This is a genomic window from Kitasatospora sp. NBC_00039, assembly GCF_045160625.1.
Lineage (GTDB): Bacteria > Actinomycetota > Actinomycetes > Streptomycetales > Streptomycetaceae > Kitasatospora.
This window is the reverse complement of sequence record NZ_CP108289.1, coordinates 2,810,205-2,837,051: the sequence shown is the minus strand read 5'-3', so window position 1 is coordinate 2,837,051 and position 26,847 is coordinate 2,810,205. Positions and strand designations below refer to the sequence as shown.

Sequence of the window (26,847 nt, the reverse complement as noted above, 5' to 3'; positions counted from 1 at the left end):
ACGTGCGACCCATCACGAGTATTGAGCGGTCAGAGACGCCCTTCGAGGTCGTCAGTCCCTTCCAGCCCAACGGCGACCAGCCCGCGGCCATCGCCGAGCTGGAGCGCCGGATCCGCGCGGGAGAGAAGGACGTCGTCCTGCTGGGCGCCACCGGTACCGGCAAGTCGGCCACCACGGCGTGGATGATCGAGAAGCTCCAGCGCCCCACCCTGGTGATGGCGCCGAACAAGACGCTCGCGGCCCAGCTGGCCAACGAGTTCCGCGAGTTGCTGCCGAACAACGCGGTCGAGTACTTCGTCTCGTACTACGACTACTACCAGCCCGAGGCGTACGTCCCGCAGACGGACACCTACATCGAGAAGGATTCCTCGATCAACGAGGAGGTCGAGCGGCTGCGCCACTCCGCCACCAACTCGCTGCTCACCCGCCGGGACGTGGTGGTGGTCGCCTCCGTCTCCTGCATCTACGGCCTCGGCACCCCGCAGGAGTACGTCGACCGGATGGTGCGGCTCAAGGTCGGCGAGGAGATCGACCGCGACGTCCTGCTCCGCCGTTTCGTCGACATCCAGTACACCCGCAACGACCTCGCCTTCACCCGCGGCACCTTCCGGGTCCGCGGCGACACCATCGAGATCTTCCCGGTCTACGAGGAACTGGCCGTCCGGATCGAGATGTTCGGCGACGAGATCGAGGCGCTCTACACCCTGCACCCGCTCACCGGCGAGATCATCAGCCAGGACGACTCCGTCCACGTCTTCCCTGCCTCGCACTACGTGGCCGGCCCGGAGCGGATGGAGCGCGCCGTCAACGGCATCGAGCAGGAGCTGGAGCAGACGCTCGCCCGGCTGGAGAAGCAGGGCAAGCTGCTGGAGGCCCAGCGGCTGCGCATGCGCACCACCTACGACATCGAGATGCTCCGCCAGATCGGCACCTGCTCCGGCGTGGAGAACTACTCGATGCACTTCGACGGCCGCGAGCCGGGCTCCCCGCCGAACACCCTGCTCGACTACTTCCCGGAGGACTTCCTCCTGGTCATCGACGAGTCGCACGTCACCGTGCCGCAGATCGGCGCGATGTACGAGGGCGACGCCTCGCGCAAGCGCACCCTGGTCGAGCACGGCTTCCGGCTGCCCTCCGCGATGGACAACCGCCCGCTGAAGTGGGAGGAGTTCCTGGAGCGGACCGACCAGACCGTCTACCTCTCGGCCACTCCCGGCCCGTACGAGCTGTCGCGCGGTGACGGCCAGGTCGAGCAGATCATCCGCCCGACCGGCCTGATCGACCCCGAGGTGATCGTCAAGCCGACCGAGGGCCAGATCGACGACCTGGTGCACGAGGTCCGCAAGCGGGTGGAGAGGGACGAGCGTGTCCTGGTCACCACCCTCACCAAGAAGATGGCCGAGGACCTCACCGACTACATGCTCGGCCTGGACATCCGGGTCCGGTACCTGCACAGCGACGTCGACACGCTGCGCCGGGTCGAGCTGCTGCGCGAGCTGCGGGCCGGCCGGTACGACGTGCTGGTCGGCATCAACCTGCTCCGCGAGGGCCTCGACCTGCCCGAGGTCTCCCTGGTGGCGATCCTGGACGCCGACAAGGAGGGCTTCCTGCGCTCCGGCACCTCGCTGATCCAGACCATCGGCCGTGCCGCCCGTAACGTCTCCGGCCAGGTCCACATGTACGCGGACCGGATCACGCCCTCGATGGAGAAGGCGATCGAGGAGACCAACCGGCGCCGGGCCGTCCAGCAGGCCTACAACAAGAAGCACGGCATCGACCCGCAGCCGCTGCGCAAGAAGATCGGCGACATCCTGGACACCCTCGCCCGCGAGGACGTGGACACGGACGAGCTGCTCTCCTCCGGGTACCGCGGTGCGGCGTCCAAGGGCAAGGCCCCGGTGCCGGCGCTGGGCGCGGACCGCAAGCCGGCCAAGTCCCTGCCGGCCGCCGAGCTGGCCGAGCTGATCCAGTCGATGACGGACCGGATGCACGCGGCCGCGACCGACCTCCAGTTCGAGGTCGCGGCCAGGCTGCGTGACGAGGTCAAGGAGCTGAAGAAGGAGCTGCGGCAGATGCGGGAGGCGGGCATCGCCTGATTCCCCCGGGAGTGCGGGCCCACGCCGGGCCTGGCCGGTTCTGGCACCGGTCAAGCCCGGCGGTGTCTCAGGCTCGCCACAAACGGGTAGGCGCTGGCCGGTGCGTCCCACCGCAGGCCCTAGGCTGGCCTGCGGTGCCGCCCCCGGGACGGGGCGGTCGCATCAGGGGGCCTCAGCCGGGGGACGGCAACGGGGTGTTCCACCGTGGAGCCGGCGCGGGGACCGACCGCGCGGCTGGGCAGAGAGGACAACGCCGTGTCGGTGAACCTTGCCAAGGGGCAGCAGGTCAGCCTGCAGAAGGGTTCGGGCGAGTCGCTGACCGTCGTCCGGATGGGGCTGGGGTGGAAGGCGGCGCCCAGGCGCGGTCTCTTCGGCAGCCGCACCCGGCAGATCGACCTGGACGCCTCGGCGCTGCTGTACGCCGAGAAGACCCCGTCCGACGTGGTCTTCTTCCAGCACCTGGAGAGCAACGACGGATCCGTCCGGCACACCGGCGACAACCTGGTCGGCGGCAGCGGAGCGGGCGAGGACGACGAGTCGATCCTGGTCGACCTGGTGCACGTGCCGGCGCACATCACCCAGGTGGTGTTCACCGTCAGCTCGTACACCGGGCAGACCTTCGCCGAGGTGCAGAACGCGTACTGCCGGCTGGTGGACGAGTCCACCGGGCTGGAGCTGGCCCGGTACGAGCTGGCCGGCGGCGGCCCGCACACCGGGCAGATCATGGCCAAGGTGTTCCGCGAGGCGTCCGGCGGCTGGGGCATGGAGGCGATCGGCGCTCCCGCCCGGGGCCGGACCTTCCAGGACCTGCTCCCGGCGATCGAGCCGTTCCTGTAGCGAGCCGCTCCCGCAGGAAGGCCGGAAAGCACCCCGGGAGGGGTGCGCACGGGGCGGTTCTTTACCTTCTTTACCTTTCTTTGGACTTCCTGTTACTCTCGATGGCAGCGGAGGGGAGTATTCCCTCGCAGTCGTCCCGTCATCACGGGCGCCCTCGAAGCGGCGCCCCGGGGCACTGGTCCGCGGACGCGCCCCAGCGGGTCCGACGGGCGGAAGAGACCTCCGGCAGTGACGATGACTGTCTCGCCTACCTGCCGGAGGAGCAGTAGTGGACGTTTCCGTAAGCATGTGGGTCGGCACGATCGGTGTGCTGGTGGCGCTGATCGTGGCCGACTTCTTCATCGGCGGGCGCAAGCCGCACGAGGTGTCGGTCAAGGAAGCCGGAATCTGGACCACGGTCTGGATCGTGCTGGCTGCGGTCTTCGGCGGGTTCCTCTGGTGGCACTCCGGTTCGCAGCCGGCCGGTGAGTTCTTCGCCGGGTACATCACCGAGAAGTCGCTCAGTGTCGACAACCTGTTCGTGTTCATTCTGATCATGGGCAAGTTCGCGGTGCCGAGGATCTACCAGCAGCGCGTGCTGATGTTCGGTGTGATCATCGCGTTGGTGCTGCGCGCGGTCTTCATCGCCGGTGGCGCGGCGCTCGTGGCGCAGTTCTCCTGGGTGTTCTTCATCTTCGGCGGCTTCCTGGTGTGGACCGCCTGGAAGCTCATCAAGGAGGCCCGGGCCGAGGAGGAGGACGACGAGTTCGAGGAGAACCGCCTGCTCAAGTCGATCGAGCAGCGCTTCCCGTCCACCGACAAGTACCACGGCACCAAGCTCTTTGTGAGGGAGAAGAGCAGCATCCGGGAGAACGGCCGTCGGCTGATGACGCCGATGCTGATCGTGATGCTGGCCATCGGCACCACGGACGTGCTGTTCGCGCTGGACTCGATCCCCGCGATCTTCGGCCTCACCCAGGACCCGTACATCGTGTTCACCGCCAACGCCTTCGCCCTGATGGGCCTGCGCCAGCTGTATTTCCTGATCGGCGGCCTGCTGAAGAAGCTGGTCCACCTCTCGTACGGCCTGTCGGTGATCCTCGGCTTCATCGGCGTGAAGCTGGTGCTGCACGCGCTGCACGAGCAGGGTGTGCACGTCCCCGAGGTCGGCATCCCGTTCTCGCTGGGCTTCATCGTGGTGGTGCTCGCTATCACCACCGTGACCAGCCTGATGGCCTCGAAGAAGCAGGAGCGGGAAGCGGTGGAGCCGGAGAAGATCGACGCCTGACCGGAATAGAGCAGATTGTGGCCCCGCCGCCGGATTCGCCGTCCGGCGGCGGGGCTCAGCTCTGTGGGCGCCGACCGTACTCGGCCACCCGGCGCGAGCCGAGACGCACGATGTCGGCGGTCTCGACTGGGCGGCTGGTGCCATGGTCGTAGTAGGTGCGCTCGATCGCCATCACAGGGGCGGCGGGCGCAACGCCGAGAGTCTGTGCCTCGGATCGACTGGCCTGGCGGGCAGTGACCCGCTCGACCGGCACCCCGACCTCGATGCCGATGAGCGCCATCCGGTCGGCGACGCCGATGCCCGCGTGCGGACCGGCCTCCGGCAGGACGACCAGGCTGCCGCCCGTGGCGGCCATCGGCTCCCGACTTTCGGCCAGTTGAGCCGGCTCGCCGTCGGCCAGGTAGACGTAATTGGTATGCACGACCGGGTCGCCGGGCTGGATTTCCAGCCGGGCCGCGATCCGGGTGTCGGCGGCCTGAGGCTGTGACTCGTGGCGCCAGGTGCCGACGACACCCTGTCGAGCGAAGGCGGCCTCCGTTGGTGATCCCTCGCCGGCTGCCACGCGCTGTCGCCGCACGAGAACGGCCGGCGGCTCCTGGGACCTGACGTATGGTCAACGTCGCCAAGGCCGCCGGACTGGCGGTGACAGCCTGTGGAGCGCAGGTAAGACCGGGGCCCTCCCGGCGCAGCGCGTCGAAGCAGGAACCCACCGAGACGGTCGGATGACCGTGGTAGGAATCCCCGCCCCTCCAACAAGCTCAGGGGCGGGGAGCGGAAGTCACCAGCCGCGCTCGCGCCACTCCTGGAGGTGCGGGCGCTCGGCGCCGAGGGTGGTGTCGTTGCCGTGGCCGGGGTAGACCCAGGCCTCGTCCGGCAGGACGTCGAAGATCTTCTCGTTGACGTCCCGGAAGAGGCTCTCGAAGGCCGCCTCGTCGCCCCAGGTGTTGCCCACGCCGCCGGGGAAGAGGCAGTCGCCGGTGAAGACGTGCTGGTGGCCCTGGGGGTCGTCGTAGACCAGCACGATCGCGCCCGGCGTGTGACCGACCAGGTGCCGGACGGTCAGCTCCACCTGGCCGACCCGCAGGGTGTCGCCGTCCGCCAGCAGCACCTCGGTGGGGACGTCGATGCCCTCGGCGTCGTGCACGCCGGCCGCGGTGCGGGCGCCGGTGGCCGCGACCACCTCGGCGAGCGCGCCCCAGTGGTCGTGGTGGCGGTGCGTGGTGACCACGGTGGCCAGGTCCTCGCCGACGGTCTCCAGCAGCACCGGCGCGTCGGCGGCGGCGTCGATCAGCAACTGCTCGTCGGTGGCCCGGCAGCGCAGCAGGTAGGCGTTGTTGTCGTACGGCCCGACGGCCACCTTCGTGATGATCAGATGGGCCAGCTCGCGCACGTCCGGCGGTCCGCCGACCTTGACCGCTCCGTGGTACGTCATCCGTCCGCTCCTCGAATCGTGGATGGATTGCCTGGGGGCGAGTCCTCGCAGTCCTGCCCTGACAGCATCGTCCCGCCGTCAGCCCAGCGGGGGAAGCGGGGGCAGCGCGGCGCGGCCGTCGGCGAGCTGGACGCCGCCCCGGTGGACCTGGAGGCCGTCGCCGTCGGAGCGGCCGGAGAGCCAGGCGGTGAGCGCCCGCACGGGGCCCTCGGCGGTGAGTTCCGCGGTGCCCCCGGCGCCGATCCCGGCCCGGTCCTCGGTGTCGTCGGCGACCAGCTCGATCGCGGGCAGGCCCTCGGCGCCGGCCAGCTTCTCCGCCAGGCGGCGGAACTCGGCCACCGCGAACGCTTCGGGCCAGTGCGCGGGGGTGTAGCCGGCGTCCAGGTCGACGTGGTGGTACTCGACCTCCATCAGCCGCTTCCAGGGGAGGTCGTGCGCGGGGAAGGTGTAACCGCTGCGGTGCCGCAGTGTGGCCGTCCAGGCCTCGTCGGGCAGCAGAGCGGCGGCCGCGGCGAACCGCTCGGCCGAGGCGCGCAGGTCGTCGAGCTGGACGTCCAGCGGGCGCGGCGCGCCGGCCTCGATGTCCTGGTCGCGGGCCTCGTTGCTGGCGTACTGCGGGATGTCGGTGCCGGTGCGGGCGCCGTTCAGCAGGTTGACCAGGGAGTCGGCGTTGCGGGCCACGTGGGCCAGGACGTGGCCCCTGGTCCAGCCGGGCAGGGCGGAGGGCTCGGCGACGGCCTCCGGCTTGAGTCCGGAGACGCCGTGCAGCAGGTGCCCGGTGCTCTGGACGACCAGGCGCAGCCGCTCGTGGGCGAGCGCGGCGGCGGCGGTGGCGGTCTGGGGGGTGGTCATCGGGTGCGGCCTCCGGTGGACGGTCCTGCGAGCGTTGCCCGGGCAGGCCCTCGCTCGTTGACGAGGTTGACGCTATCGCCGATGTCATGGCTGAGCAGGGCTTTTCTCGAACTGCCGGGGTCCGCGTCCCATGAGCGCTTCACTCGTTCGGGTGGACCGGGCTGGACAAGCTCGATAATCGAACGCGTGAGCTAGTAGGCTGGCTGCCGCATCCTGGAAGAAGTACGCATCACTTTCACCAGCCATCTCGCCCCGGAGAAAGGCGCCAGAAGCAGTGGCCGACCGCCTCATCGTCCGCGGTGCTCGCGAGCACAACCTCAAGAACGTCTCGCTCGACCTGCCCCGCGACTCCCTCATCGTCTTCACGGGCCTCTCCGGGTCCGGCAAGTCCTCGCTGGCCTTCGACACGATCTTCGCCGAGGGGCAGCGCCGGTACGTCGAGTCGCTGTCCTCCTACGCCCGCCAGTTCCTCGGGCAGATGGACAAGCCCGACGTCGACTTCATCGAGGGCCTCTCCCCGGCCGTCTCGATCGACCAGAAGTCCACCAACCGCAACCCGCGCTCGACCGTCGGCACCATCACCGAGGTCTACGACTACCTGCGCCTGCTGTTCGCCCGGATCGGCAAGCCGCACTGCCCGCACTGCGGCCGCCCGATCGCCAAGCAGTCCCCGCAGGCCATCGTGGACAAGGTGCTGGAGCTCACCGAGGGCACCCGGTTCCAGGTGCTCAGCCCGGTGGTGCGCGAGCGCAAGGGCGAGTTCGCCGACCTCTTCGCCGACCTCCAGTCCAAGGGCTACGCCCGCGCCCGGGTGGACGGCGAGACGATCCAGCTCGCCGAGCCGCCCAAGCTCAAGAAGCAGGAGAAGCACACCGTCGAGGTGGTGATCGACCGCCTCACCGTCAAGGAGAGCGCCAAGCGCCGCCTGACCGACTCGGTGGAGACGGCCCTGCGGCTGAGCGGCGGCATGGTCGTGCTCGACTTCGTCGACCTCCCGGAGGGGGATCCGGAGCGCGAGCGGATGTACTCCGAGCACCTCTACTGCCCGTACGACGACGTGTCGTTCGAGGAGCTGGAGCCGCGCTCGTTCTCGTTCAACTCGCCGTTCGGCGCCTGCCCGGACTGTTCGGGCCTGGGCAACCGGATGGAGGTGGACCCGGAGCTGGTCGTCCCCGACGACGAGAAGTCGCTGGACGAGGGTGCCATCCACCCGTGGTCCGGCGGCCACACCAAGGAGTACTTCCAGCGGTTGATCGACGCCCTCGCCGGCGAGCTGGGCTTCCGTACCGACATCCCCTGGGCCGGGCTGCCGGCGCGTGCCAAGAAGGCGCTGCTGTACGGGCACAAGCACCAGGTCGAGGTGCGCTACCGCAACCGCTACGGGCGGGACCGCTCGTACACCACGGGCTTCGAGGGCGCCGTCCCGTTCATCCAGCGCCGCCACACCGAGGCGGAGAGCGACTCCAGCCGCGAGCGCTTCGAGGGCTACATGCGCGAGGTGCCCTGTCCGACGTGCGAGGGCACCCGGCTCAAGCCGGTGGTACTCGCCGTCACCGTCGAGGGCCGGTCGATCGCGGACGTCTCGGCGATGTCGATCAGCGACTGCTCGGACTTCCTCGGCGCGATGAAGCTCAACGCCCGGGACAAGCAGATCGCCGAGCGCGTCCTCAAGGAGGTCAACGAGCGGCTGCGCTTCCTGGTCGACGTCGGCCTGGACTACCTCTCGCTCAACCGCGCGGCCGGCACCCTCTCCGGCGGCGAGGCCCAGCGGATCCGGCTCGCCACCCAGATCGGCTCCGGCCTGGTCGGCGTGCTCTACGTGCTGGACGAGCCCTCCATCGGCCTGCACCAGCGCGACAACCACCGCCTGATCGAGACCCTCGTCCGGCTGCGGGACATCGGCAACACCCTGATCGTCGTCGAGCACGACGAGGACACCATCAAGATGGCCGACTGGGTGGTCGACATCGGGCCCGGCGCCGGCGAGCACGGCGGCAAGGTGGTGCACTCCGGTTCGCTGAAGCAGCTGCTCGGCAACAAGGAGTCGCTGACCGGCCAGTACCTCTCCGGCAAGAGGTCCATCCCGATTCCGGCCGCCCGCCGCGACCGGGACAAGAAGCGCCAGCTGACCGTCCACGGCGCCCGCGAGCACAACCTCAAGGACGTCACGGTCGGCTTCCCGCTCGGCACCTTCACCGCGATCACCGGCGTCTCCGGCTCCGGCAAGTCGACGCTGGTCAACGACATCCTGTACACCCACCTCGCCCGGGAGCTGAACGGCGCCCGCAGCGTGCCGGGCAGGCACACCCGGATCACCGGCACCGACCTGGTGGACAAGGTGGTGCACGTCGACCAGTCGCCGATCGGCCGCACCCCGCGCTCCAATCCGGCCACCTACACCGGTGTGTTCGACCACGTCCGGCGGCTCTTCGCGGAGACGCAGGAGGCCAAGGTCCGCGGCTACCTGCCCGGCCGGTTCTCGTTCAACGTCAAGGGCGGCCGCTGCGAGAACTGCTCCGGTGACGGCACCATCAAGATCGAGATGAACTTCCTGCCCGACGTCTACGTGCCGTGCGAGGTCTGCCACGGCGCCCGGTACAACCGGGAGACGCTGGAGGTCCACTACAAGGGCAAGTCCATCGCCGAGGTGCTGGACATGCCGATCGAGGAGGCGCTGCACTTCTTCGAGGCCGTCCCGGCGATCGCCCGCCACCTGAGGACGCTCAACGACGTCGGCCTCGGCTACGTCCGGCTCGGCCAGTCCGCGCCGACGCTCTCCGGCGGCGAGGCGCAGCGCGTCAAGCTCGCCTCCGAGCTGCAGAAGCGCTCCACCGGGCGGACGGTCTACGTGCTGGACGAGCCCACCACCGGTCTGCACTTCGAGGACATCAGCAAGCTGATCAAGGTGCTCTCCGGCCTGGTGGAGAAGGGCAACACGGTGATCGTCATCGAGCACAACCTCGATGTGATCAAGACCGCCGACTGGATCGTCGACATGGGCCCCGAGGGCGGCTCCGGCGGCGGCATGGTGGTCGCCGAGGGCACCCCGGAGCAGATCGCGGCCGTCCCGGAGAGCCACACCGGCAAGTTCCTGCGGGACATCCTCCCGGGCGAGTTCACCGACGCCCCGGTCGCGGTCAAGGCCCCGCGCAAGCGGGCCGCCGCGAAGAAGTAGCCCCCGGAGCAGCACCGCGCGAGCCCTCACCGGCCGCCCCCGCCCCAGGGGGCGGCCGGTGGGGGCCGCATAGACTTCCCGGCGACCGCAGCAGCCGAGCCCGCCGCCAGACCAGGAGCGAACCCATGTCCGAGGCCCCCGAGAGCCCGCAGGCCGAGAGCCCCGCCACCTCCCGCCGCACCCTGCTCTGCGGGGCCGCGGCCGTGCTCGCCGCCGGCGGCGGCGCCCTGGCGGTTTCCGGCTGTTCGTCCTCCTCCGGCTCGTCCGGCTCCTCCTCCGCCAAGACCCCGGTGGACGTCGGCCCGGCCTCCGCCGTGCCGGTCGGCGGCGGCACCGTCTACCGCGATCAGAAGATCGTGGTGACCCAGCCGGCCGAGGGCCAGTACAAGGCGTTCAGCGCCAAGTGCACCCACGCCGGCTGCATCGTCGACCAGGTCAAGAACCAGAAGATCCAATGCCCCTGCCACGGCAGCATGTTCGGCATCACCGACGGCGCGGTGCTGGACGGCCCCGCCCCCACCCCGCTGCCCCAGTACACGGTGGCGGTCGAGGGCGGCAACCTCAAGGTGACCCCGAGCTGAAGCAGTTGATCTCCGCCCAGTTGATCTCCCCTCCGCAGGCCCGGCCCGACTCGGTACGGTGGACCCATGGCTGACCCGTCCACCTACCGCCCGGCGCCGGGCGCGATCCCGACCTCGCCGGGTGTCTACAAGTTCCGCGACGCCCACGGCCGGGTCATCTACGTCGGCAAGGCCAAGAGCCTGCGCCCCCGGCTGTCGTCCTACTTCCAGGACCTCGCCGGGCTGCACCCGCGTACCGCGACGATGGTGACCACTGCGGCCTCGGTGGAGTGGACGGTGGTCGCCACCGAGGTCGAGGCGCTCCAGCTGGAGTACTCCTGGATCAAGGAGTTCGACCCCCGCTTCAACGTCAAGTACCGCGACGACAAGAGCTATCCGGAGCTGGCGGTCACCCTCGACGAGGAGTACCCGCGGGTCCAGGTGATGCGCGGGGCGCACAAGAAGGGCGTGCGCTACTTCGGCCCGTACGGGCACGCCTGGGCGATCCGCGAGACGGTCGACCTGCTGCTGCGCGTCTTCCCCGTGCGCACCTGCTCCAACGGCGTCTTCAAGCGCGCCCGCCAGGTCGGCCGGCCCTGTCTGCTCGGCTACATCGGCAAGTGCGCCGCGCCCTGCGTCGGCAAGGTCTCGGCCGACGAACACCGGGCGCTCGCCGAGGACTTCTGCGACTTCATGGCCGGCCGCACCGGCAACTACCTGCGCCGGCTGGAAGAGCAGATGCAGGAGGCCGCCGCGGAGATGGAGTACGAGAAGGCGGCCCGGCTGCGCGACGACATCGGGGCGCTCAAGCGCGCGATGGAGAAGAACGCCATCGTGCTCGCCGACGCCACCGACGCCGACCTGCTCGCCCTCGCCGAGGACGAGCTGGAGGCCGCCGTCCAGATCTTCCACGTCCGCGGCGGCCGGGTCCGCGGCCAGCGCGGCTGGGTCACCGACAAGGTCGAGGACGTGGACACCGCGGGCCTGGTCGAGCACGCCCTCCAGCAGCTCTACGGCAGCACCAGGGGGGACGAGCGGAACGAGTCCGTCCCGCGCGAGGTGCTGGTGCCCGCGCTGCCCGAGCCGGCCGAGCCGGTGAAGGAGTGGCTGAGCAGCCTGCGCGGCGCCCAGGTGGACCTTCGCATCCCGCAGCGCGGCGACAAGAAGGACCTGATGGCCACCGTGCAGCGCAACGCCCAGCAGGCGCTGGCGTTGCACAAGACCAAGCGTGCCTCCGACCTCACCACCCGCAGCCGCGCCCTCCAGGAGATCGCCGACGCGCTGGAGCTGGACTCCGTGCCGCTGCGCATCGAGTGCTTCGACATCTCGCACCTCCAGGGCGAGGACGTGGTCGCCTCGATGGTGGTCTTCGAGGACGGCCTGGCCCGCAAGAGCGAGTACCGTCGCTTCCAGATCAAGGGATTCGAAGGCCAGGACGACGTCCGCTCGATGCACGAGGTGATCAGCCGGCGGTTCCGCCGTTACCTCCAGGAGCGCGAGGAGACGGGGGAGTGGGCCGTCCCCGAGGCCGACGACCCGGGCGCCGCGCCCGCCGCCGACGGCGCCCCGGAGACCCCCGCCGAGGGCGGCTCCGAGATCCCCGCCGGTCCGATCGACCCGGACACGGGCCGCCCCCGCCGCTTCGCCTACCCGCCACAGCTGTTGGTCGTCGACGGCGGCCAGCCGCAGGTCGCGGCCGCCAGGCGCGCCCTGGACGAGCTGGGCATCGACGACGTCGCCCTCTGCGGCCTGGCCAAGCGCCTGGAGGAGGTCTGGCTGCCCGGCGAGGACGACCCGGTGGTCCTGCCGCGCAGCAGCGAAGGCCTCTACCTGCTCCAGCGGGTCCGCGACGAGGCGCACCGCTTCGCCATCACCTACCAGCGCAACAAGCGTTCCAAACGACTCACCGCAGGGGAGCTGGACTCCGTCCCCGGCCTCGGCGAGACTCGCCGCCAGGCGCTGCTCAAGCACTTCGGCTCGCTGAAAAAGCTCCGTGCGGCCACGGTCGACGAACTCTGCGCCGTCCCCGGCATCGGACGCCGGACGGCGGAGACTGTTGCGGCAGCGTTGTCGTCCCGTACACCCGCGGCACCGGCTGTGAACACCGCCACCGGCGAGATCATCGATGACAGCGCCGACGCGGCCGGCCCAGCGGCCGCCGCAGCGCCCCAGACCGCACCGTCCCAGGAGACGCCATGACGGCCGACGCCGCCCGTCAGCCGGCGCGCCCCGCGCTCACTCGCCCGAGTGAGCCGGGGAAGCGTACCCGCGCGACGCGCGTTCTCCTCAGCAGAACCATCGAGAGCGGGGAAGCGAAGTGACCATGTCCGACCATGGGGGTACCACCCGGCCGGAGGCTGGGGGAGAGAACGCCCCGGAACTGGTGATCATCTCCGGCATGTCCGGAGCAGGCCGCTCCACCGCGGCCAAGTGCCTGGAGGACCTCGGCTGGTTCGTGGTGGACAACCTGCCGCCGGCCCTCATCCCGACCATGGTCGACCTCGGCGCCCGCTCCCAGGGCAACGTGGCGCGGATCGGTGCCGTGGTGGACGTCCGCGGCCGGCAGTTCTTCGACGACCTGCTCACCTCGCTGGACGAGCTGGAGAAGCGCGGCGTCCGGCTGCGCGTCGTCTTCCTGGACTCCTCCGACGACGCCCTGGTCCGCCGCTTCGAGAGCGTCCGCCGCCCGCACCCGCTCCAGGCCGACGGCCGGATCGTCGACGGCATCGCCCAGGAGCGCGACCTGCTGCGCGAGCTGCGCGGCGAGGCCGACCTGGTGATCGACACCTCCAACCTCAACGTGCACCAGCTGCGCGCCAAGCTCGACGCCCAGTTCGCCGACCACGACGAGCCCGAGCTGCGCGCCACCGTGATGTCCTTCGGCTTCAAGTACGGCCTGCCGGTCGACGCCGACCTCGTGGTGGACTGTCGCTTCCTGCCCAACCCGCACTGGGTCCCCGAGTTGCGCGCCCGCACCGGCACCGACGCCGACGTCGCCGACTACGTGTTCCAGCAGCCCGGCGCCAACGAGTTCCTCAACGGCTACACCGAGCTGCTGCGGATCGTGACCGAGGGGTACCGCCGCGAGGGGAAGCGCTACATGACGCTTGCCGTAGGCTGCACCGGTGGCAAGCACCGCAGCGTCGCGATGTCCGAGCGCCTGACGAAGCGTCTCATCGCGGACGGAGTGGAAACCGTGCTCGTCCACCGTGACATGGGACGGGAGTAGCCGCCGCGCCCCTGCCGGGGCCGCCGGCGGAGGGCCGGCGGCGGGCAAGAGGAACGCGAGGTAGGTGTGACGGGATACGTGCCCGGGCGGCAGCTCCAGAACAAGACCGCCGACCGGACGGGGGGCCCGGCGCGCGCCGCGACCCCCGTCCGGTCCCGGACCGGGCAGGCCCGGACCAGCCCGGCCCGCCCCGGCCCCGCCCGCACGAGCCAGGCCCCCCGGTCCAACCAGGCGCCCAGGATCACGGCCCTCGGCGGAGGCCAGGGGCTCTCCGCCTCGCTCTCCGCCCTGCGCCGGCTCACCACCGACCTCACCGCCGTGGTCACAGTGGCCGACGACGGCGGCTCGAGCGGCCGGCTGCGCGAGGAACTCGGGGTGCTGCCCCCGGGGGACCTCCGCAAGGCGCTGGCCGCGCTCTGCGGCGACGACGACTGGGGCCGCACCTGGTCCGAGGTGATCCAGCAGCGCTTCACCGGCACCGGGGGGCTGGGCGGCCACGCCGTCGGCAACCTGCTGATCGTCGCGCTCTGGGAGAAGCTCGGGGATCCGGTGGCCGCCCTGGACTGGGTGGGCCGGCTGCTGAACGTCCAGGGCCGGGTGCTGCCGATGTCGGCGGTGCCGCTGGACATCGAGGCGATAGTCCGCGGCCACGACCCGGCCCACCCCGGCGCGGTCTCCGCCGTCCGTGGCCAGGCCAGCGTGGCCGTGACGCCGGGCACCGTGGAGTCGGTCCGGCTGCTGCCGGACGAGCCGCCGGCCGTCCCGGAGGCCGTCACCGCCGTCCGCGAGGCGGACTGGGTGGTGCTCGGCCCCGGCTCCTGGTTCACCAGCGTGCTGCCGCACCTGCTGGTGCCCGAGCTGGCCCAGGCGCTCACCGAGACCCGCGCGCGCCGTCTGCTCACCCTGAACCTCGCCCCCCAGCCCGGCGAGACGGAGGGCTTCACCCCGCAGCGTCACCTGGAGGTCATCGCCGACCACGCCCCCGCCCTTGCGGTGGATGCGATCCTGGTGGACGAGCGCGCCGTCACCGGCGGCGCCTTCGGCCAGGCGGACCTGGCCGGCCTGGAGAAGGCCGCCGAGCGGATGGGCGCAGCCCTGGTGCTCGGGCGGGTCGCCCGTACCGACGGCACGCCGCGACACGACCCGGAGCTCTTGGCAGCCGCGTACGACCGGATTTTCCGGACACATGGAAGGATCGGGCCATGGCGATGACTCCAGCGGTGAAGGACGAAATCAGCCGGCTCCCGGTCACCCGGGCCTGCTGCCGCAAGGCGGAGGTCTCGGCGATCCTGCGTTTCGCGGGCGGGCTGCACATCGTGAGCGGCCGCATCGTGATCGAGGCGGAGCTGGACACCGGCGCGGCGGCGCGCCGTCTGCGCAAGGACCTGCTGGAGATCTTCGGACACTCCTCGGACCTCGTCGTGATGGCGCCCGGCGGCCTGCGCCGCGGCAGCCGCTACGTGGTCCGGGTGGTCAAGGACGGCGAGCTGCTGGCCCGCCAGACCGGTCTCGTGGACGGCCGCGGTCGGCCGATCCGGGGCCTGCCCCCGGCCGTCGTCTCCGGCGCCACCTGCGACGCCGAGGCGGCGTGGCGCGGGGCGTTCCTGGCGCACGGCTCGCTCACCGAGCCCGGCCGTTCCTCCTCCCTGGAGATCACCTGCCCCGGCTCCGAGGCCGCCCTCGCGCTGGTCGGTGCCGCCCGCCGGCTCGGCATCCCGGCCAAGGCCCGCGAGGTGCGCGGCGTGGACCGGGTGGTGATCCGCGACGGCGACGCCATCGGCGCGCTGCTGACCCGGCTCGGCGCCCACGAGTCGGTGCTGGCCTGGGAGGAGCGCCGGATGCGGCGTGAGGTGCGGGCCACCGCCAACCGCCTGGCCAACTTCGACGACGCCAACCTGCGCCGCTCGGCCCGCGCCGCGGTGGCAGCCGGCGCCCGGGTGCAGCGCGCGCTGGAGATCCTCGGCGAGGAGGTGCCCGAGCACCTGGCCGCCGCGGGGCAGCTGCGGATGCAGCACAAGCAGGCCTCGCTGGAGGAACTGGGCGCGCTGGCCGACCCGCCGCTGACGAAGGACGCGGTCGCCGGCCGGATCCGCCGGCTGCTGGCGATGGCCGACAAGCGCGCCTCGGAGCTGGGCCTGCCGAGCACCGAGGCCAATCTGACCGACGAGATGGCGCTCAACTAGCGATCACGGTCCGTGAGTACGAGCGGCCGGTGTCCGGATTCCGGACACCGGCCGCTCTGTGTTCGGACGCCAGCGAACAGGGGTTGACAACGTGCTCCTCAGGCCTGGAGCAACTCTCGCGACGGCAAGGGGAGAAGGCCTGTTCGTGAGCTCTTGACACGCCACGCCAAGGCGTCCGACCCGGGCTGATGTGCCCTCTCAGGCCTCGGAGGGGTAGGGTCATAGGCGGTCGGGGACATCCCAAATTCCACCCCGTCGGCATAGTTCCGGCGTACCTAACGAGGAGATCGGTTCGTGACGATCCGGGTAGGCATCAACGGATTCGGCCGCATCGGCCGCAACTTCTTCCGTGCGGTCAAGGCCCAAGGCGCGGACATCGAGATCGTCGGTGTCAATGACCTGACCGACACCAAGACCCTGGCGCACCTTCTCAAGTACGACTCCATCCTGGGCACCTTCCCCGGCGAGGTCTCGCACACCGAGAGCAGCATCACCGTCGACGGCAAGACCTTCAAGGTCATCGCCGAGCGTGACCCGGCCAACCTGCCCTGGGGCGAGCTGGGCGTGGACATCGTCATCGAGTCCACCGGCATCTTCACCAAGGCCGATGCGGCCAAGAAGCACGTCACCGCCGGCGCCAAGAAGGTCATCATCTCGGCGCCCGCCACCGACGAGGACGTCACCATCGTGATGGGCGTCAACGACGACAAGTACGACGCCGCCAAGCACACCGTCATCTCCAACGCCTCCTGCACCACCAACTGCGTGGCGCCGCTGGCCAAGGTGCTGAACGAGAACTTCGGCATCGTCAAGGGTCTGATGACCACGGTGCACGCGTACACCAACGACCAGGTCACCCTGGACTTCCCGCACAAGGACCTGCGTCGCGCCCGCGCCGCCGCCCTCAACATCATCCCGACCTCCACCGGTGCCGCCAAGGCCACCGCGCTGGTGCTGCCGGAGCTGAAGGGCAAGCTGGACGGTACCTCGCTGCGCGTCCCGGTCCCGACCGGCTCGATCACCGACCTGGTCGTCACCCTGGAGCGCGACGTCACCGTCGAGGAGGTCAACGCGGCCTTCCAGAAGGCCTCCGAGGGCTCGCTCAAGGGCATCCTGCAGTACACCGAGGACCCGATCGTCTCCTCCGACATCGTGAACTCGCCGTTCTCCACGATCTTCGACTCGCTGATGACCATGGTCCAGGGCAACCAGGTCAAGGTCTTCGGCTGGTACGACAACGAGTGGGGCTACTCGAACCGCCTCGTCAACCTGACCACCCTCGTCGGTGAGCAGCTCTGACGCAGCGGGAGCTGACGTGAAGTAAGGGGGAGGGCCCGGAAGGCTTCGACGCCATCCGGGCCCTCGTCTGCGCACCCTCAACTCCCCTCTGACGGCCCGCCGTTGTGCCGTCCTTGCTCCACCCCCCAGGAGACGGAAGACCGTGAAGACCATCGAAGACCTCGACGTCGCCGGCAAGCGCGTATTCGTCCGCGCGGACCTGAACGTGCCGTTGTCCGGCGCCACGATCACCGACGACGGCCGGATCCGTGCCGTTGCCCCGACCATCGCCAAGCTCGTCGAGCGCGGCGCGAAGGTCGTCGTCGCCTCCCACCTCGGCCGCCCCAAGGGCGAGCCGGACCCGCAGTTCTCCCTCGCGCCGGTGGCCGTCCGCCTCGGCGAGATCCTCGGCAGGCCGGTCGCGTTCGCGACCGACACCGTGGGCGAGAGCGCGAAGGCCACCGTCGCCGCCCTGGCCGACGGCGAGGTCACGCTGCTCGAGAACCTGCGCTTCAACGCCGGCGAGACCAGCAAGGACGACGCCGAGCGCGGCGCCTTCGCCGACGAGCTGGCGCAGCTGGCCGACCTGTACGTGGGCGACGGCTTCGGTGCGGTGCACCGCAAGCACGCCTCCGTCTACGACCTGCCGGCCCGCCTGCCGCACGCCGTCGGCGACCTGATCGCCACCGAGGTGGGCGTGCTCAAGCGCCTCACCGAGGAGGTCGAGCGCCCGTACGTGGTCGTGCTCGGCGGCTCCAAGGTGTCCGACAAGGTCGGCGTGATCGACAACCTGCTCGGCAAGGCCGACCGCATCCTGATCGGCGGCGGCATGGCGTACACCTTCCTCAAGGCCCTGGGCCACGAGGTCGGCATCTCGCTGCTGCAGGAGGACCAGATCCCGGTCGTCCTGGAGTACCTGGAGCGGGCGAAGGCGAACGGCGTCGAGTTCGTGCTGCCGGTGGACGTCGCGGTGTCCGCGAGCTTCCCCGACACCAAGACCCACAAGCCGGTCGAGGACTACGAGGTCGTGGACGCGGACAGGATCCCCGCGGACAAGGAGGGACTGGACATCGGCCCGAAGACCCGCGAGCTGTTCGCGGCGAAGCTGGCCGACGCCAGGACGGTGTTCTGGAACGGTCCGGTGGGCGTCTTCGAGCACCCGACCTTCGCCGAGGGCACCAAGGCAGTCGCGCAGGCACTGCTGGACAGTGCCGCGTTCACCGTGGTCGGTGGCGGCGACTCCGCCGCGGCCGTCCGCATCCTGGGCTTCGACGAGACGAAGTTCGGGCACATCTCGACCGGCGGTGGCGCCAGCCTTGAGTACCTGGAGGGCAAGACCCTCCCCGGTCTCGCCGCCCTGGAAGGCTGAGGCAATGACTGAGCGTCTCCCGCTGATGGCGGGCAACTGGAAGATGAACCTCAACCACCTTGAGGCCATCCAGCACACCCAGAAGCTGGCGTTCGCGCTGGCCGACAAGGACTACGAGGCCGTCGAGGTCGCCGTCCTGGTGCCGTTCACCGACCTGCGGTCGGTGCAGACCCTGGTCGACGGCGACAAGCTGAAGATCAAGTACGGCTCGCAGGACATCTCGCAGCACGACTCCGGTGCCTACACCGGCGAGGTCTCCGGCCCGATGCTGTCCAAGCTGAAGTGCACCTACGCGGTCATCGGTCACTCGGAGCGCCGGCAGTACCACGGCGAGAACGAGGAGATCGTCAACGCCAAGGTCAAGGCCGCCTACCGCAGCGGGGTCACCCCGATCCTCTGCATCGGCGAGCCGCTGGACATCCGCAAGGCCGGCACCCACGTCGAGTACACGCTGGCCCAGCTCGACGGCGGCCTGAAGGACGTCCCGGCCGCGCAGGCCGAGTCCATCGTCGTCGCGTACGAGCCGGTCTGGGCCATCGGCACCGGCGAGGTGGCGACCCCCGAGGACGCCCAGGAGGTCTGCGCCGCGATCCGCTGGCGGATCGCCGAGCTGTACGACGCCGCGCTGGCCGAGAAGGTCCGTGTCCTGTACGGCGGTTCGGTCAAGTCGTCGAGCGCGGCCGGCCTGATGGCCAAGCCCGACATCGACGGCGGCCTGATCGGCGGTGCCTCCCTGGACGCCGACGAGTTCGTCAAGATCGTGCGGTACCGTGAGCAGGCAGTAGGCTAACGCCGCCGCAGCAACGTAGGCTTTGGGGCCGGACCGCTCAGTGCGGCCCGGCCCCTTCGCCGAAGATACGAGAGAGTTGGTCCCGTCGTGGTTATCGGGTTCTCGATTGCCCTGATCATCTTCAGCCTGCTGATGATCCTCCTGGTGCTGCTGCACAAGGGGAAGGGCGGCGGCCTGTCCGACATGTTCGGTGGCGGCGCGATGTCCACCGGCGGCGGCTCGGCGGTGGCCGAGCGCAACCTGGACCGCATCACGATCATCGTCGGTGTCGCCTGGTTCGCGTGCATCATCGTGCTCGGCCTGGTGCTCAAGTACCAGAGCTGACGTATCTCTGACGCCCCGTCGCCCCGCGGCCTATGCTGGAACGGTCCGGGTCGGAGCCGGTGGCGGTGGATCCTTAACTCCTGCTTACACTAGGACGACTTTCGCCACCGACGCGTACCGCGGCGGGTCGGCGCACCAGCACGCAGGGAGTCAGACCGTGGCAAGTGGCAACGCCATCCGTGGCAGCAGGGTCGGAGCCGGCCCGATGGGGGAGGCGGAGCGCGGCGAGTCCGCCCCGCGCAGCCGGATCTCCTTCTGGTGTGCCAACAAGCACGAGACCCGCCCCAGCTTCGCCGCGGAGGCGGTCATCCCGGAGACCTGGGACTGCCCGCGCTGTGGCTTCCCGGCCGGCCAGGACGAGCACAACCCGCCGGCCCCCTCGCGCAACGAGCCCTACAAGACCCACCTCGCCTACGTGCGCGAGCGGCGCACCGACGCCGACGGCGAGGCGATCCTCGCCGAGGCGCTGGCCAAGCTGCGTGGCGAGATCTGAGGGCCGGCAACACGAAGGGCGCCACCGTTTCGAACGGTGGCGCCCTTTCGCGTAGCCGGGGCCTAGGCCGAGGCCGGCGGGTAGAGCTGCGGCGGGAGCTGCGCCGCCGCGGCCCGGTCCAGCAGCCAGAGCGTGCGGCTGCGGCCGTACGCGCCCGAGGCGGGCGCCTGGAGCTCGCCCGGGCCGGAGAGGGCCAGCGCGACCGCGCCGGCCTTGTCCTCGCCCGCCGCCAGCAGCCAGACCTCGCGGGCCGCCCGGATCGCCGGGAGGGTCAGCGAGACGCGGGTCGGCGGGGGCTTGGGCGCCCCGCGCACGCCGACCACCGTCAGCTCGGCCTCCCGCACGCCCGGGTGCTCGGGGAAGAGCGAGGCGACGTGGGTGTCCGGGCCGACGCCGAGCAGCAGCACGTCGAAGGCGGGCACGCCGAGCCGGTCGCCCGGCCCGGCTGCCTCGGCCAGCTCCTCGGCGTAGCGGGCCGCGGCGGCCTCCACGTCCGAACCGTCCACGCCGTCCGAGGCGGGCATCTCGTGCACCCGCGCCGGGTCGAGCGGGACGGCGTCGAGCAGCTCCGCCCGGGCCTGGACGGCGTTGCGGTCCGGATCGGCGGCGGGCACGAAGCGCTCGTCGCCCCACCAGAGGTCCAGCCGGGCCCAGTCGACCGCGTCCCGCGCGGGGGAGGCGGCGATGGCGGCCAGCAGCGCGTTGCCGTTGCGCCCGCCGGTGAGTACCACCGAAGCGGTGCCGCGGGCGGCCTGGGCGTCCACGATCCGGGTGATCAGCCGGGCCGCGGCCGCCTGGGCCATCAGCTCCTTGTCCCGGTGGACGACCAGCTGCGGGGTCGCCGCCGTCACGATCCCGCCTTCTTGCTCGCGCGCTTGGCCGGGGCCTTCTTCGCGGCGGCCTCCTCCGGCGCGGCGGTGCCCGGCACCTTGGCGGTCACCCGGGACGGGTTGGCCACCGCGGCCTCGGAGACCGACTGGGCGACCTCCTCGGCCGCCGCCGTCTCGGCGTTGACCGGCTCGTGCAGCCGCTCGACGGGCGTACGCACGGCCGACGCGTAGATGTCGTCCGGGTCGAGCCGGCGCAGCTCCTCCGCGATCAGCTCGGACGTCTCGCGCCGCTTGAGCGCCACCTGGCGGTCCGGCGAGCCGGGCATGGAGAGCGTGCCCATCAGGCCGTCCGGGCGGTCCAGGGTGATGTCCCCGTCCGTGGTGCGCAGGTGCACCGCGGTGATGCCCGGGCCGCCGGTGACGACCCGCTCGACCGGCACGTGCAGCCGGTTGTGCAGCCAGAGGCCGAGCAGCTCGACGCTGGGGTTGTACGACTCGCCCTCGACCACCGCGGAGATGATCTTCGACGGCCGCTGGTCCAGCGCCGCGGCCAGCATCGAACGCCAGCCGGTGATCCTGGTCCAGGCCAGGTCGGTGTCGCCCGGGGTGTAGCTCTGGGCCCGCTGGGCGAGCTGGCCGACCGGGGACTCCGCGGTGACGGCGTCGGTGATCCGGCGCTGGGCGATCGAACCCAGCGGGTCCTGCGCCGGGTGCAGCGGCGCGTTCTCCGGCCACCAGACGACCACCGGGGCGTCCGGGAGGAGCAGCGGCAGGACGACCGACTGGGCGTGCGCGGCGAGCTCGCCGTGCATGCGCAGCACGACCGTCTCGCCGGAGCCGGCGTCGGTGCCGACGAGGATCTCGGCGTCCAGGCGGGTCTCGGCGCGGGCCCGGGGCGAGCGCCCGGCGCGCTTGATGACCGCGAGGGTGCGCGAGGGGTGCTCGCGGGAGGCGTCGTTGGCGGCCTTGAGGGCGTCGTACGCGCTGCCCTCGTCGGTCACGATCACCAGGGTGAGCACCATGCCGGCGGCGGTGGAGCCGCTGGCCCGGCGCGCCTCCATCAGCGCTGCGTTGATCTTGCTGGACGTGGTGTCCGTGAGGTCGATCTTCATGGCCGGCGCCAGCTCCTGCCGTCTCGTGCGAGCATCTCGTCAGCCTCGACCGGTCCCCAGGTGCCGGCCGGGTACTGGGCGGGCTTGCCGTGGGCGTCCCAGTACTTCTCGATCGGGTCGAGGATCTGCCAGGAGAGCTCGACCTCCTGGTGGCGCGGGAACAGGTTGGCGTCGCCGAGCAGCACGTCGAGGATGAGCCGCTCGTACGCCTCCGGGCTGGACTCGGTGAAGGACTCGCCGTAGGCGAAGTCCATCGTGACGTCCCGGACCTCGAAGGAGGTGCCCGGCACCTTGGAGCCGAACCGCACCGTCACGCCCTCGTCCGGCTGGACCCGGATGACCAGGGCGTTCTGCCCCAGCTCCTCGGTCGCGTAGGAGTCGAACGGCAGGTACGGGGCGCGCTGGAAGACCACCGCGATCTCGGTGACCCGGCGGCCGAGCCGCTTGCCGGTGCGCAGGTAGAACGGCACGCCCGCCCAGCGGCGGTTGTTGATCTCCAGCTTGATGGCCGCGTAGGTGTCGGTCTTGGAGTCCGGGTTGATGCCGTCCTCGTCGAGGTAGCCGCCGACCTCCTCGCCACCCTGCCAGCCGGCCGCGTACTGGCCGCGCACGGTGTGCTTGCCGAGGTCGGCCGGGAGCTTGACGGCGCTGAGCACCTTGAGCTTCTCGGCGACCAGCGCCTTGGGGTGGAACGACGCCGGCTCCTCGATGGCGGTGAGCGCCATCAGCTGGAGCAGGTGGTTCTGGATGACGTCCCGGGCCGAGCCGATGCCGTCGTAGTAGCCGGCACGGCCGCCGATGCCGATGTCCTCGGCCATGGTGATCTGCACGTGGTCGACGTACGACCGGTTCCAGATCGGTTCGAACATCTGGTTGGCGAAGCGGAGCGCCAGGATGTTCTGGACGGTCTCCTTGCCCAGGTAGTGGTCGATCCGGAAGACCTCGTCCCGGGGGAAGACCTCGTGGACGATCCGGTTGAGCTCCTGGGCGCTCTCCAGGTCGTGGCCGAAGGGCTTCTCGATGACGGCGCGCCGCCAGGAGCCCGAGGGCGGGTCGGCCAGGCCGTGCTTCTTCAGCTGCTGGACGACGGTCGGGAAGAACTTCGGCGGCACCGAGAGGTAGAAGGCGAAGTTGCCGCCCGTGCCCTGGGCCTTGTCGAGCTCCTCGATGGTCGCGCGGAGCTTGTCGAAGGCGTCGTCGTCGTCGAAGGTGCCGTGGACGAAGCGCATGCCCTTGGCGAGCTGCTGCCACACCTCCTCGCGGAAGGGCGTCCTGGCGTGCTCCTTGACCGCGTCGTGGACCTCCTTGGCGAAGTCCTCGTCCTTCCACTCGCGGCGGGCGAAGCCGACGAGCGAGAAGCCCGGCGGCAGCAGACCGCGGTTGGCCAGGTCGTAGATGGCCGGCATCAGCTTCTTGCGGGACAGGTCGCCGGTGACCCCGAAGATGACCAGGCCCGACGGCCCCGCGATGCGCGGGAGCCGTCGGTCTGCAGGGTCACGAAGCGGGTTGACGGGAGCCGGCGGGGTGTCGGCCGCGTCCGAGTCCGACGTCAACTCAGGGAAATCAGTGCTCACTTGATGGGCTCCGCTTTCGTGCGCTGGCTGTGAGCAGGAATCACTTCTCGTCGGCGAAGGAGGCGAGCGAGGCGGTGACGGTGTCGAGCAGCTCGTTCCAGGACTGCTCGAACTTCTCCACGCCCTCGTCCTCGAGCACCTGGACCACGTCGTCGTAGTCCACGCCGGCGGCGGCGATGGCGTCCATCACGGCCTTGGCGTCGGCGTAGTTCGGGACGATGGTGCCGCCGGTGATCACGCCGTGGTCGCCGGTGGCGTCCAGGGTGGCCTCGGGCATGGTGTTGACGGTGCCCGGGGCGACCAGCTCGGTGACGTACAGGGTGTCCGGCAGGGCCGGGTCCTTGACGCCGGTGGAGGCCCAGAGCGGACGCTGGGGCTTGGCGCCGGCGGCCTCCAGGGCCTTCCAGCGGTCGCTGCCGGCGGCCTTGCCGTCGACGCTGCCGAAGACCTCCTCGTACGCCTGGTAGGCGAGGCGGGCGTTGGCCAGCGCGGCCTTGGAGCGCAGGTTCCTGGCGTCGCCGCCGACCTTGTCCAGGCGCTTGTCGATCTCGGTGTCCACGCGGGAGACGAAGAACGAGGCGACCGACTCGATCTGGGAGAGGTCCAGGCCCTTGGCCTTGGCGGCCTCCAGGCCGGTCAGGTAGGCGTCGATGACGGCGCGGTAGCGCTCCAGCGAGAAGATCAGCGTGACGTTGACGCTGATGCCCTTGCCGATGACCTCGCTGATCGCCGGCAGGCCGGCCTTGGTGGCGGGGATCTTGATGAAGACGTTCGGGCGGTCGACCAGCCACCACAGCTGCTTGGCCTCGGCGATGGTGGCGGCGGTCTCGTGGGCCAGGCGCGGGTCGACCTCGATGGAGACCCGGCCGTCGCGGCCGTTGGAGGCGTCGTAGACCGGGCGCAGCACGTCGGCGGCGTCGCGCACGTCCGAGGTGGTGATCATGCGGACGGCCTCGTCGGTGGTGACCTTGCGGACGGCGAGGTCGCGCAGCTGGCCGTCGTACGAGCTGTGCCCGCCGCCGATGGCCTTCTGGAAGATGGTGGGGTTGGTGGTGACACCCACCACGTGCTTGTTCTGCACCAGCTCGGCGAGGTTGCCGGTGTTCAGCCGCTCGCGGCTGAGGTCGTCCAGCCAGATCGCCACGCCTTCGTCGCTGAGGCGCTTCAGTGCGTCAGTCATGGTGCTTCAGTCCTTTTTTCTTCTGTCTTCGTGGGGTCGTCAGAGGGGCCGCGTACTCGCGTGCGGGCGAGTACGCGGCCCAAGGGGCTAGCGGTTGACGGCTTCGAGCGAGCGCAGCGCGTTGTGGGCCTCGGCGACGACCCGCTCGGAGGTCAGGCCGAACTCCTCGAACAGCACCTTGTAGTCGGCGGAGGCGCCGAAGTGCTCCAGCGAGACGATCCGGCCGTGGTCGCCGACCAGCTCGCGCCAGCCCTGGCCGATGCCGGCCTCGACCGAGACGCGGGCCTTGACCGACGGCGGCAGCACGCTGTCGCGGTAGGCCTGGTCCTGCTCCTGGAACCACTCGAAGGACGGCAGCGAGACCACGCGGGTCGCGATGCCCTCGGCCTCCAGGACCTCGCGGGCCTTGACGGCCAGCTGGACCTCGGAGCCGGTGCCGAGCAGGATCAGCTGCGGGTCGCCGTTGGACGCCTCGGCCAGGATGTAGCCGCCCTTCGCGGTGCCCTCGGCTGAGCCGAAGACCTTGCGGTCGAAGGTCGGGACGTTCTGGCGGGTGAGCGCCAGGCCGACCGGGCCGGGGTGGGTGGTCTGCCGCTCGATCACGGTGCGCCAGGCGACGGCCGTCTCGTTGGCGTCGGCCGGGCGGACCATGGCCAGGCCCGGGATGGCGCGCAGCGAGGCCAGGTGCTCGACCGGCTGGTGGGTCGGGCCGTCCTCGCCGAGGCCGATCGAGTCGTGCGTCCAGACGTAGGTGACCGGCAGCTTCATCAGCGCGGCCAGGCGGACGGCCGGGCGCATGTAGTCGGCGAAGACCAGGAAGGTGCCGCCGAAGACACGGGTCCTGCCGTGCAGCGCGATGCCGTTCATGGTCGAGCCCATGGCGTGCTCGCGGATGCCGAAGTGGATCGTCCGGCCGTAGGGGCCGGCGGACTTCAGCGGGTTGCCCTCGGGGAGGAAGGAGCTCTCCTCGTCGATGGTGGTGAGGTTGGACTCCGCGAGGTCGGCCGAGCCGCCCCACAGCTCCGGGATCACCGCGCCGATCGCCTTGAGGGTCTCGCCGGAGGCCTTGCGGGTGGCGACGTCCTTGCCGGCCTCGAAGACCGGGACGGTCTTCTTCCAGCCCTCGGGCAGCTCGCCGGCCTCGATGCGGTCGAACTCGGCGGCGCGGTGCGGGTTGGCGGCGCGCCAGGCGTTGAAGGACTGCTGCCACTCGTCGCGGGCGGCCTTGCCGCGCTTGATCACCTGGCGGGCGTGCCCGATCACCTTCTCGCTGACCTCGAAGGTCTTCTCCGGGTCGAAGCCCAGGACCTTCTTGGTGGCGGCGATCTCGGCGGCGCCGAGCGCGGAGCCGTGCGCCTTGGCGGTGTTCTGCGCGTCCGGGGCCGGCCAGGCGATGATGGTGCGCATCGCGATCAGCGACGGGCGGCCGGTCTCGGCCTTGGCGGTGGCCAGTGCGTCGGCCAGGGCGGCCACGTCGATGTCGCCGTTGGACTTCGGGGTGACCCGCTGGACGTGCCAGCCGTACGCCTCGTAGCGCTTGAGGACGTCCTCGGAGAAGGCCGTCTCGGTGTCGCCCTCGATCGAGATGTGGTTGTCGTCGTACAGGGCGACGAGGTTGCCCAGCTTCTGGTGGCCGGCGAGCGAGGAGGCCTCGGCGGAGATCCCCTCCTCCAGGTCGCCGTCGGAGACGATGGCCCAGATGGTGTGGTCGAACGGCGACTCGCCGGCCGGGGCGTCCGGGTCGAAGAGGCCGCGTTCGAAGCGGGCCGCCATCGCCATGCCCACCGCGTTGGCGATGCCCTGGCCCAGCGGACCGGTGGTGGTCTCGACGCCCGCGGTGTGACCGTGCTCGGGGTGGCCGGGGGTGCGGCTGCCGGCGACCCGGAAGGCCTTGAGGTCGTCCAACTCCAGACCGTAACCGGAGAAGTAGAGCTGGGTGTAAAGGGTCAGGCTGGTGTGCCCGGGAGAGAGGACGAAACGGTCGCGGCCCACCCAGGCCGGGTCGGTCGGGTCGTGGCGCAGGAAGCGCTGGAAGATCAGGTACGCCGCCGGGGCCAGCGACATGGCCGTCCCGGGGTGTCCGTTGCCGACCTTCTGGACCGCGTCCATGGCCAGGACGCGGGCCGTGTCGACAGTCCGCTCGTCCAGTTCGGACCACTCGAATGCATTCGTCGGCGTCGTGCTCACCCTGTCTCAGGGCTCCTTCCGTTGTGAAGAGTGACCCCGTGAGGGGGACCGGGTCGGCCACGTCGGTGGGGCCGGACGC

At 70.7% G+C, this 26,847-nt stretch carries 22 protein-coding genes; 14 read left to right on the top strand and 8 right to left on the bottom strand.

The annotated features are described in order from the left end of the window. Positions 1 to 2: 2 nt before the first annotated feature. The 3 genes from uvrB (at position 3) to OG286_RS12660 (ending at position 4,200) form a co-directional block, all read left to right on the top strand. A complete protein-coding gene (uvrB, locus tag OG286_RS12670; protein ID WP_396320533.1) occupies positions 3 to 2,096 on the top strand; it encodes an excinuclease ABC subunit UvrB in 2,094 nt (697 codons plus the stop codon). Between the two features lie 255 nt (positions 2,097 to 2,351). Then, positions 2,352 to 2,933 carry a TerD family protein gene (locus tag OG286_RS12665; protein WP_396320532.1) on the top strand — a complete coding sequence of 194 codons (582 nt, stop codon included), beginning with the start codon at positions 2,352 to 2,354 and terminating at the stop codon, positions 2,931 to 2,933. Positions 2,934 to 3,201: 268 nt separating this feature from the next. Then, complete coding sequence (locus OG286_RS12660) at positions 3,202 to 4,200, top strand: TerC family protein (protein WP_396320531.1); 999 nt, start codon at positions 3,202 to 3,204, stop codon at positions 4,198 to 4,200. A gap of 55 nt (positions 4,201 to 4,255) precedes the next feature. Here OG286_RS12660 and OG286_RS12655 read toward each other — a convergent pair whose 3' ends face one another. The 3 genes from OG286_RS12655 to OG286_RS12645 form a co-directional block, all read right to left on the bottom strand. Next, entirely contained in the window at positions 4,256 to 4,762 is a 507-nt protein-coding gene (locus tag OG286_RS12655; RefSeq protein WP_405361599.1) for a UTRA domain-containing protein, read from the bottom strand. A gap of 216 nt (positions 4,763 to 4,978) precedes the next feature. Further along, positions 4,979 to 5,632 carry an MBL fold metallo-hydrolase gene (locus tag OG286_RS12650; RefSeq protein WP_396320529.1) on the bottom strand — a complete coding sequence of 218 codons (654 nt, stop codon included), beginning with the start codon at positions 5,630 to 5,632 and terminating at the stop codon, positions 4,979 to 4,981. A 78-nt stretch (positions 5,633 to 5,710) separates the two neighbouring features. Beyond that, the gene (locus OG286_RS12645; RefSeq protein WP_396320528.1) at positions 5,711 to 6,484 is read right to left on the bottom strand and encodes a maleylpyruvate isomerase family mycothiol-dependent enzyme; all 774 of its coding nucleotides are present in this window, start codon (positions 6,482 to 6,484) and stop codon (positions 5,711 to 5,713) included. Between the two features lie 274 nt (positions 6,485 to 6,758). Here OG286_RS12645 and uvrA point away from each other — a divergent pair, with 274 nt between their 5' ends. The 11 genes from uvrA to OG286_RS12590 all read left to right on the top strand — a co-directional run bounded on the left by uvrA (position 6,759) and on the right by OG286_RS12590 (position 19,885). After that, positions 6,759 to 9,659, top strand: a complete 2,901-nt coding sequence (gene uvrA / locus OG286_RS12640) for an excinuclease ABC subunit UvrA (protein ID WP_396320527.1) — start codon at positions 6,759 to 6,761, stop codon at positions 9,657 to 9,659. A gap of 125 nt (positions 9,660 to 9,784) precedes the next feature. Beyond that, positions 9,785 to 10,240, top strand: coding sequence for a Rieske (2Fe-2S) protein (locus OG286_RS12635; RefSeq protein ID WP_396320526.1), 456 nt, complete (start codon positions 9,785 to 9,787; stop codon positions 10,238 to 10,240). Positions 10,241 to 10,306: 66 nt separating this feature from the next. Then, the gene (gene uvrC, locus OG286_RS12630; RefSeq protein ID WP_405361602.1) at positions 10,307 to 12,418 is read left to right on the top strand and encodes an excinuclease ABC subunit UvrC; all 2,112 of its coding nucleotides are present in this window, start codon (positions 10,307 to 10,309) and stop codon (positions 12,416 to 12,418) included. Between the two features lie 124 nt (positions 12,419 to 12,542). Further along, complete coding sequence (gene rapZ, locus OG286_RS12625) at positions 12,543 to 13,448, top strand: RNase adapter RapZ (protein WP_396320524.1); 906 nt, start codon at positions 12,543 to 12,545, stop codon at positions 13,446 to 13,448. Positions 13,449 to 13,514: 66 nt separating this feature from the next. Next, positions 13,515 to 14,660 carry a uridine diphosphate-N-acetylglucosamine-binding protein YvcK gene (yvcK, locus tag OG286_RS12620; RefSeq protein WP_396320523.1) on the top strand — a complete coding sequence of 382 codons (1,146 nt, stop codon included), beginning with the start codon at positions 13,515 to 13,517 and terminating at the stop codon, positions 14,658 to 14,660. After that, a complete protein-coding gene (gene whiA, locus OG286_RS12615) occupies positions 14,651 to 15,631 on the top strand; it encodes a DNA-binding protein WhiA (protein WP_148642545.1) in 981 nt (326 codons plus the stop codon). The genes yvcK and whiA overlap by 10 nt, the downstream gene beginning before the upstream one ends. A 294-nt stretch (positions 15,632 to 15,925) precedes the next feature. Next, complete coding sequence (gene gap, locus OG286_RS12610; RefSeq protein WP_396320522.1) at positions 15,926 to 16,930, top strand: type I glyceraldehyde-3-phosphate dehydrogenase; 1,005 nt, start codon at positions 15,926 to 15,928, stop codon at positions 16,928 to 16,930. 142 nt (positions 16,931 to 17,072) lie between these two features. After that, positions 17,073 to 18,278 carry a phosphoglycerate kinase gene (locus OG286_RS12605; protein WP_396320521.1) on the top strand — a complete coding sequence of 402 codons (1,206 nt, stop codon included), beginning with the start codon at positions 17,073 to 17,075 and terminating at the stop codon, positions 18,276 to 18,278. A 4-nt stretch (positions 18,279 to 18,282) separates the two neighbouring features. After that, positions 18,283 to 19,068 carry a triose-phosphate isomerase gene (tpiA, locus tag OG286_RS12600; protein WP_405365247.1) on the top strand — a complete coding sequence of 262 codons (786 nt, stop codon included), beginning with the start codon at positions 18,283 to 18,285 and terminating at the stop codon, positions 19,066 to 19,068. A gap of 87 nt (positions 19,069 to 19,155) precedes the next feature. After that, on the top strand, positions 19,156 to 19,392 hold the full coding sequence (gene secG / locus OG286_RS12595; RefSeq protein ID WP_396320519.1) for a preprotein translocase subunit SecG: 237 nt from the start codon (positions 19,156 to 19,158) through the stop codon (positions 19,390 to 19,392). Between the two features lie 157 nt (positions 19,393 to 19,549). Beyond that, positions 19,550 to 19,885, top strand: a complete 336-nt coding sequence (locus OG286_RS12590; protein ID WP_104818705.1) for an RNA polymerase-binding protein RbpA — start codon at positions 19,550 to 19,552, stop codon at positions 19,883 to 19,885. Between the two features lie 62 nt (positions 19,886 to 19,947). On the opposite strand, the gene pgl is transcribed toward OG286_RS12590, so the two are convergent. The 5 genes from pgl to tkt all read right to left on the bottom strand — a co-directional run bounded on the left by pgl (position 19,948) and on the right by tkt (position 26,768). Beyond that, positions 19,948 to 20,736: a 6-phosphogluconolactonase gene (gene pgl, locus OG286_RS12585; protein WP_396320518.1), complete on the bottom strand. Its 789-nt coding sequence runs from the start codon at positions 20,734 to 20,736 to the stop codon at positions 19,948 to 19,950. Then, positions 20,733 to 21,827 (bottom strand): glucose-6-phosphate dehydrogenase assembly protein OpcA, encoded by a 1,095-nt coding sequence (gene opcA / locus OG286_RS12580; protein WP_396320517.1) that lies wholly within the window; start codon positions 21,825 to 21,827, stop codon positions 20,733 to 20,735. Before opcA ends, pgl begins: the two co-directional genes overlap by 4 nt. Further along, complete coding sequence (gene zwf, locus OG286_RS12575) at positions 21,824 to 23,380, bottom strand: glucose-6-phosphate dehydrogenase (protein WP_396320573.1); 1,557 nt, start codon at positions 23,378 to 23,380, stop codon at positions 21,824 to 21,826. Before zwf ends, opcA begins: the two co-directional genes overlap by 4 nt. 61 nt (positions 23,381 to 23,441) lie before the next feature. Further along, positions 23,442 to 24,581, bottom strand: a complete 1,140-nt coding sequence (gene tal, locus OG286_RS12570; RefSeq protein WP_396320516.1) for a transaldolase — start codon at positions 24,579 to 24,581, stop codon at positions 23,442 to 23,444. An 87-nt stretch (positions 24,582 to 24,668) separates the two neighbouring features. Next, positions 24,669 to 26,768: a transketolase gene (tkt, locus tag OG286_RS12565; RefSeq protein WP_396320515.1), complete on the bottom strand. Its 2,100-nt coding sequence runs from the start codon at positions 26,766 to 26,768 to the stop codon at positions 24,669 to 24,671. Between the last annotated feature and the right edge of the window lie 79 nt (positions 26,769 to 26,847).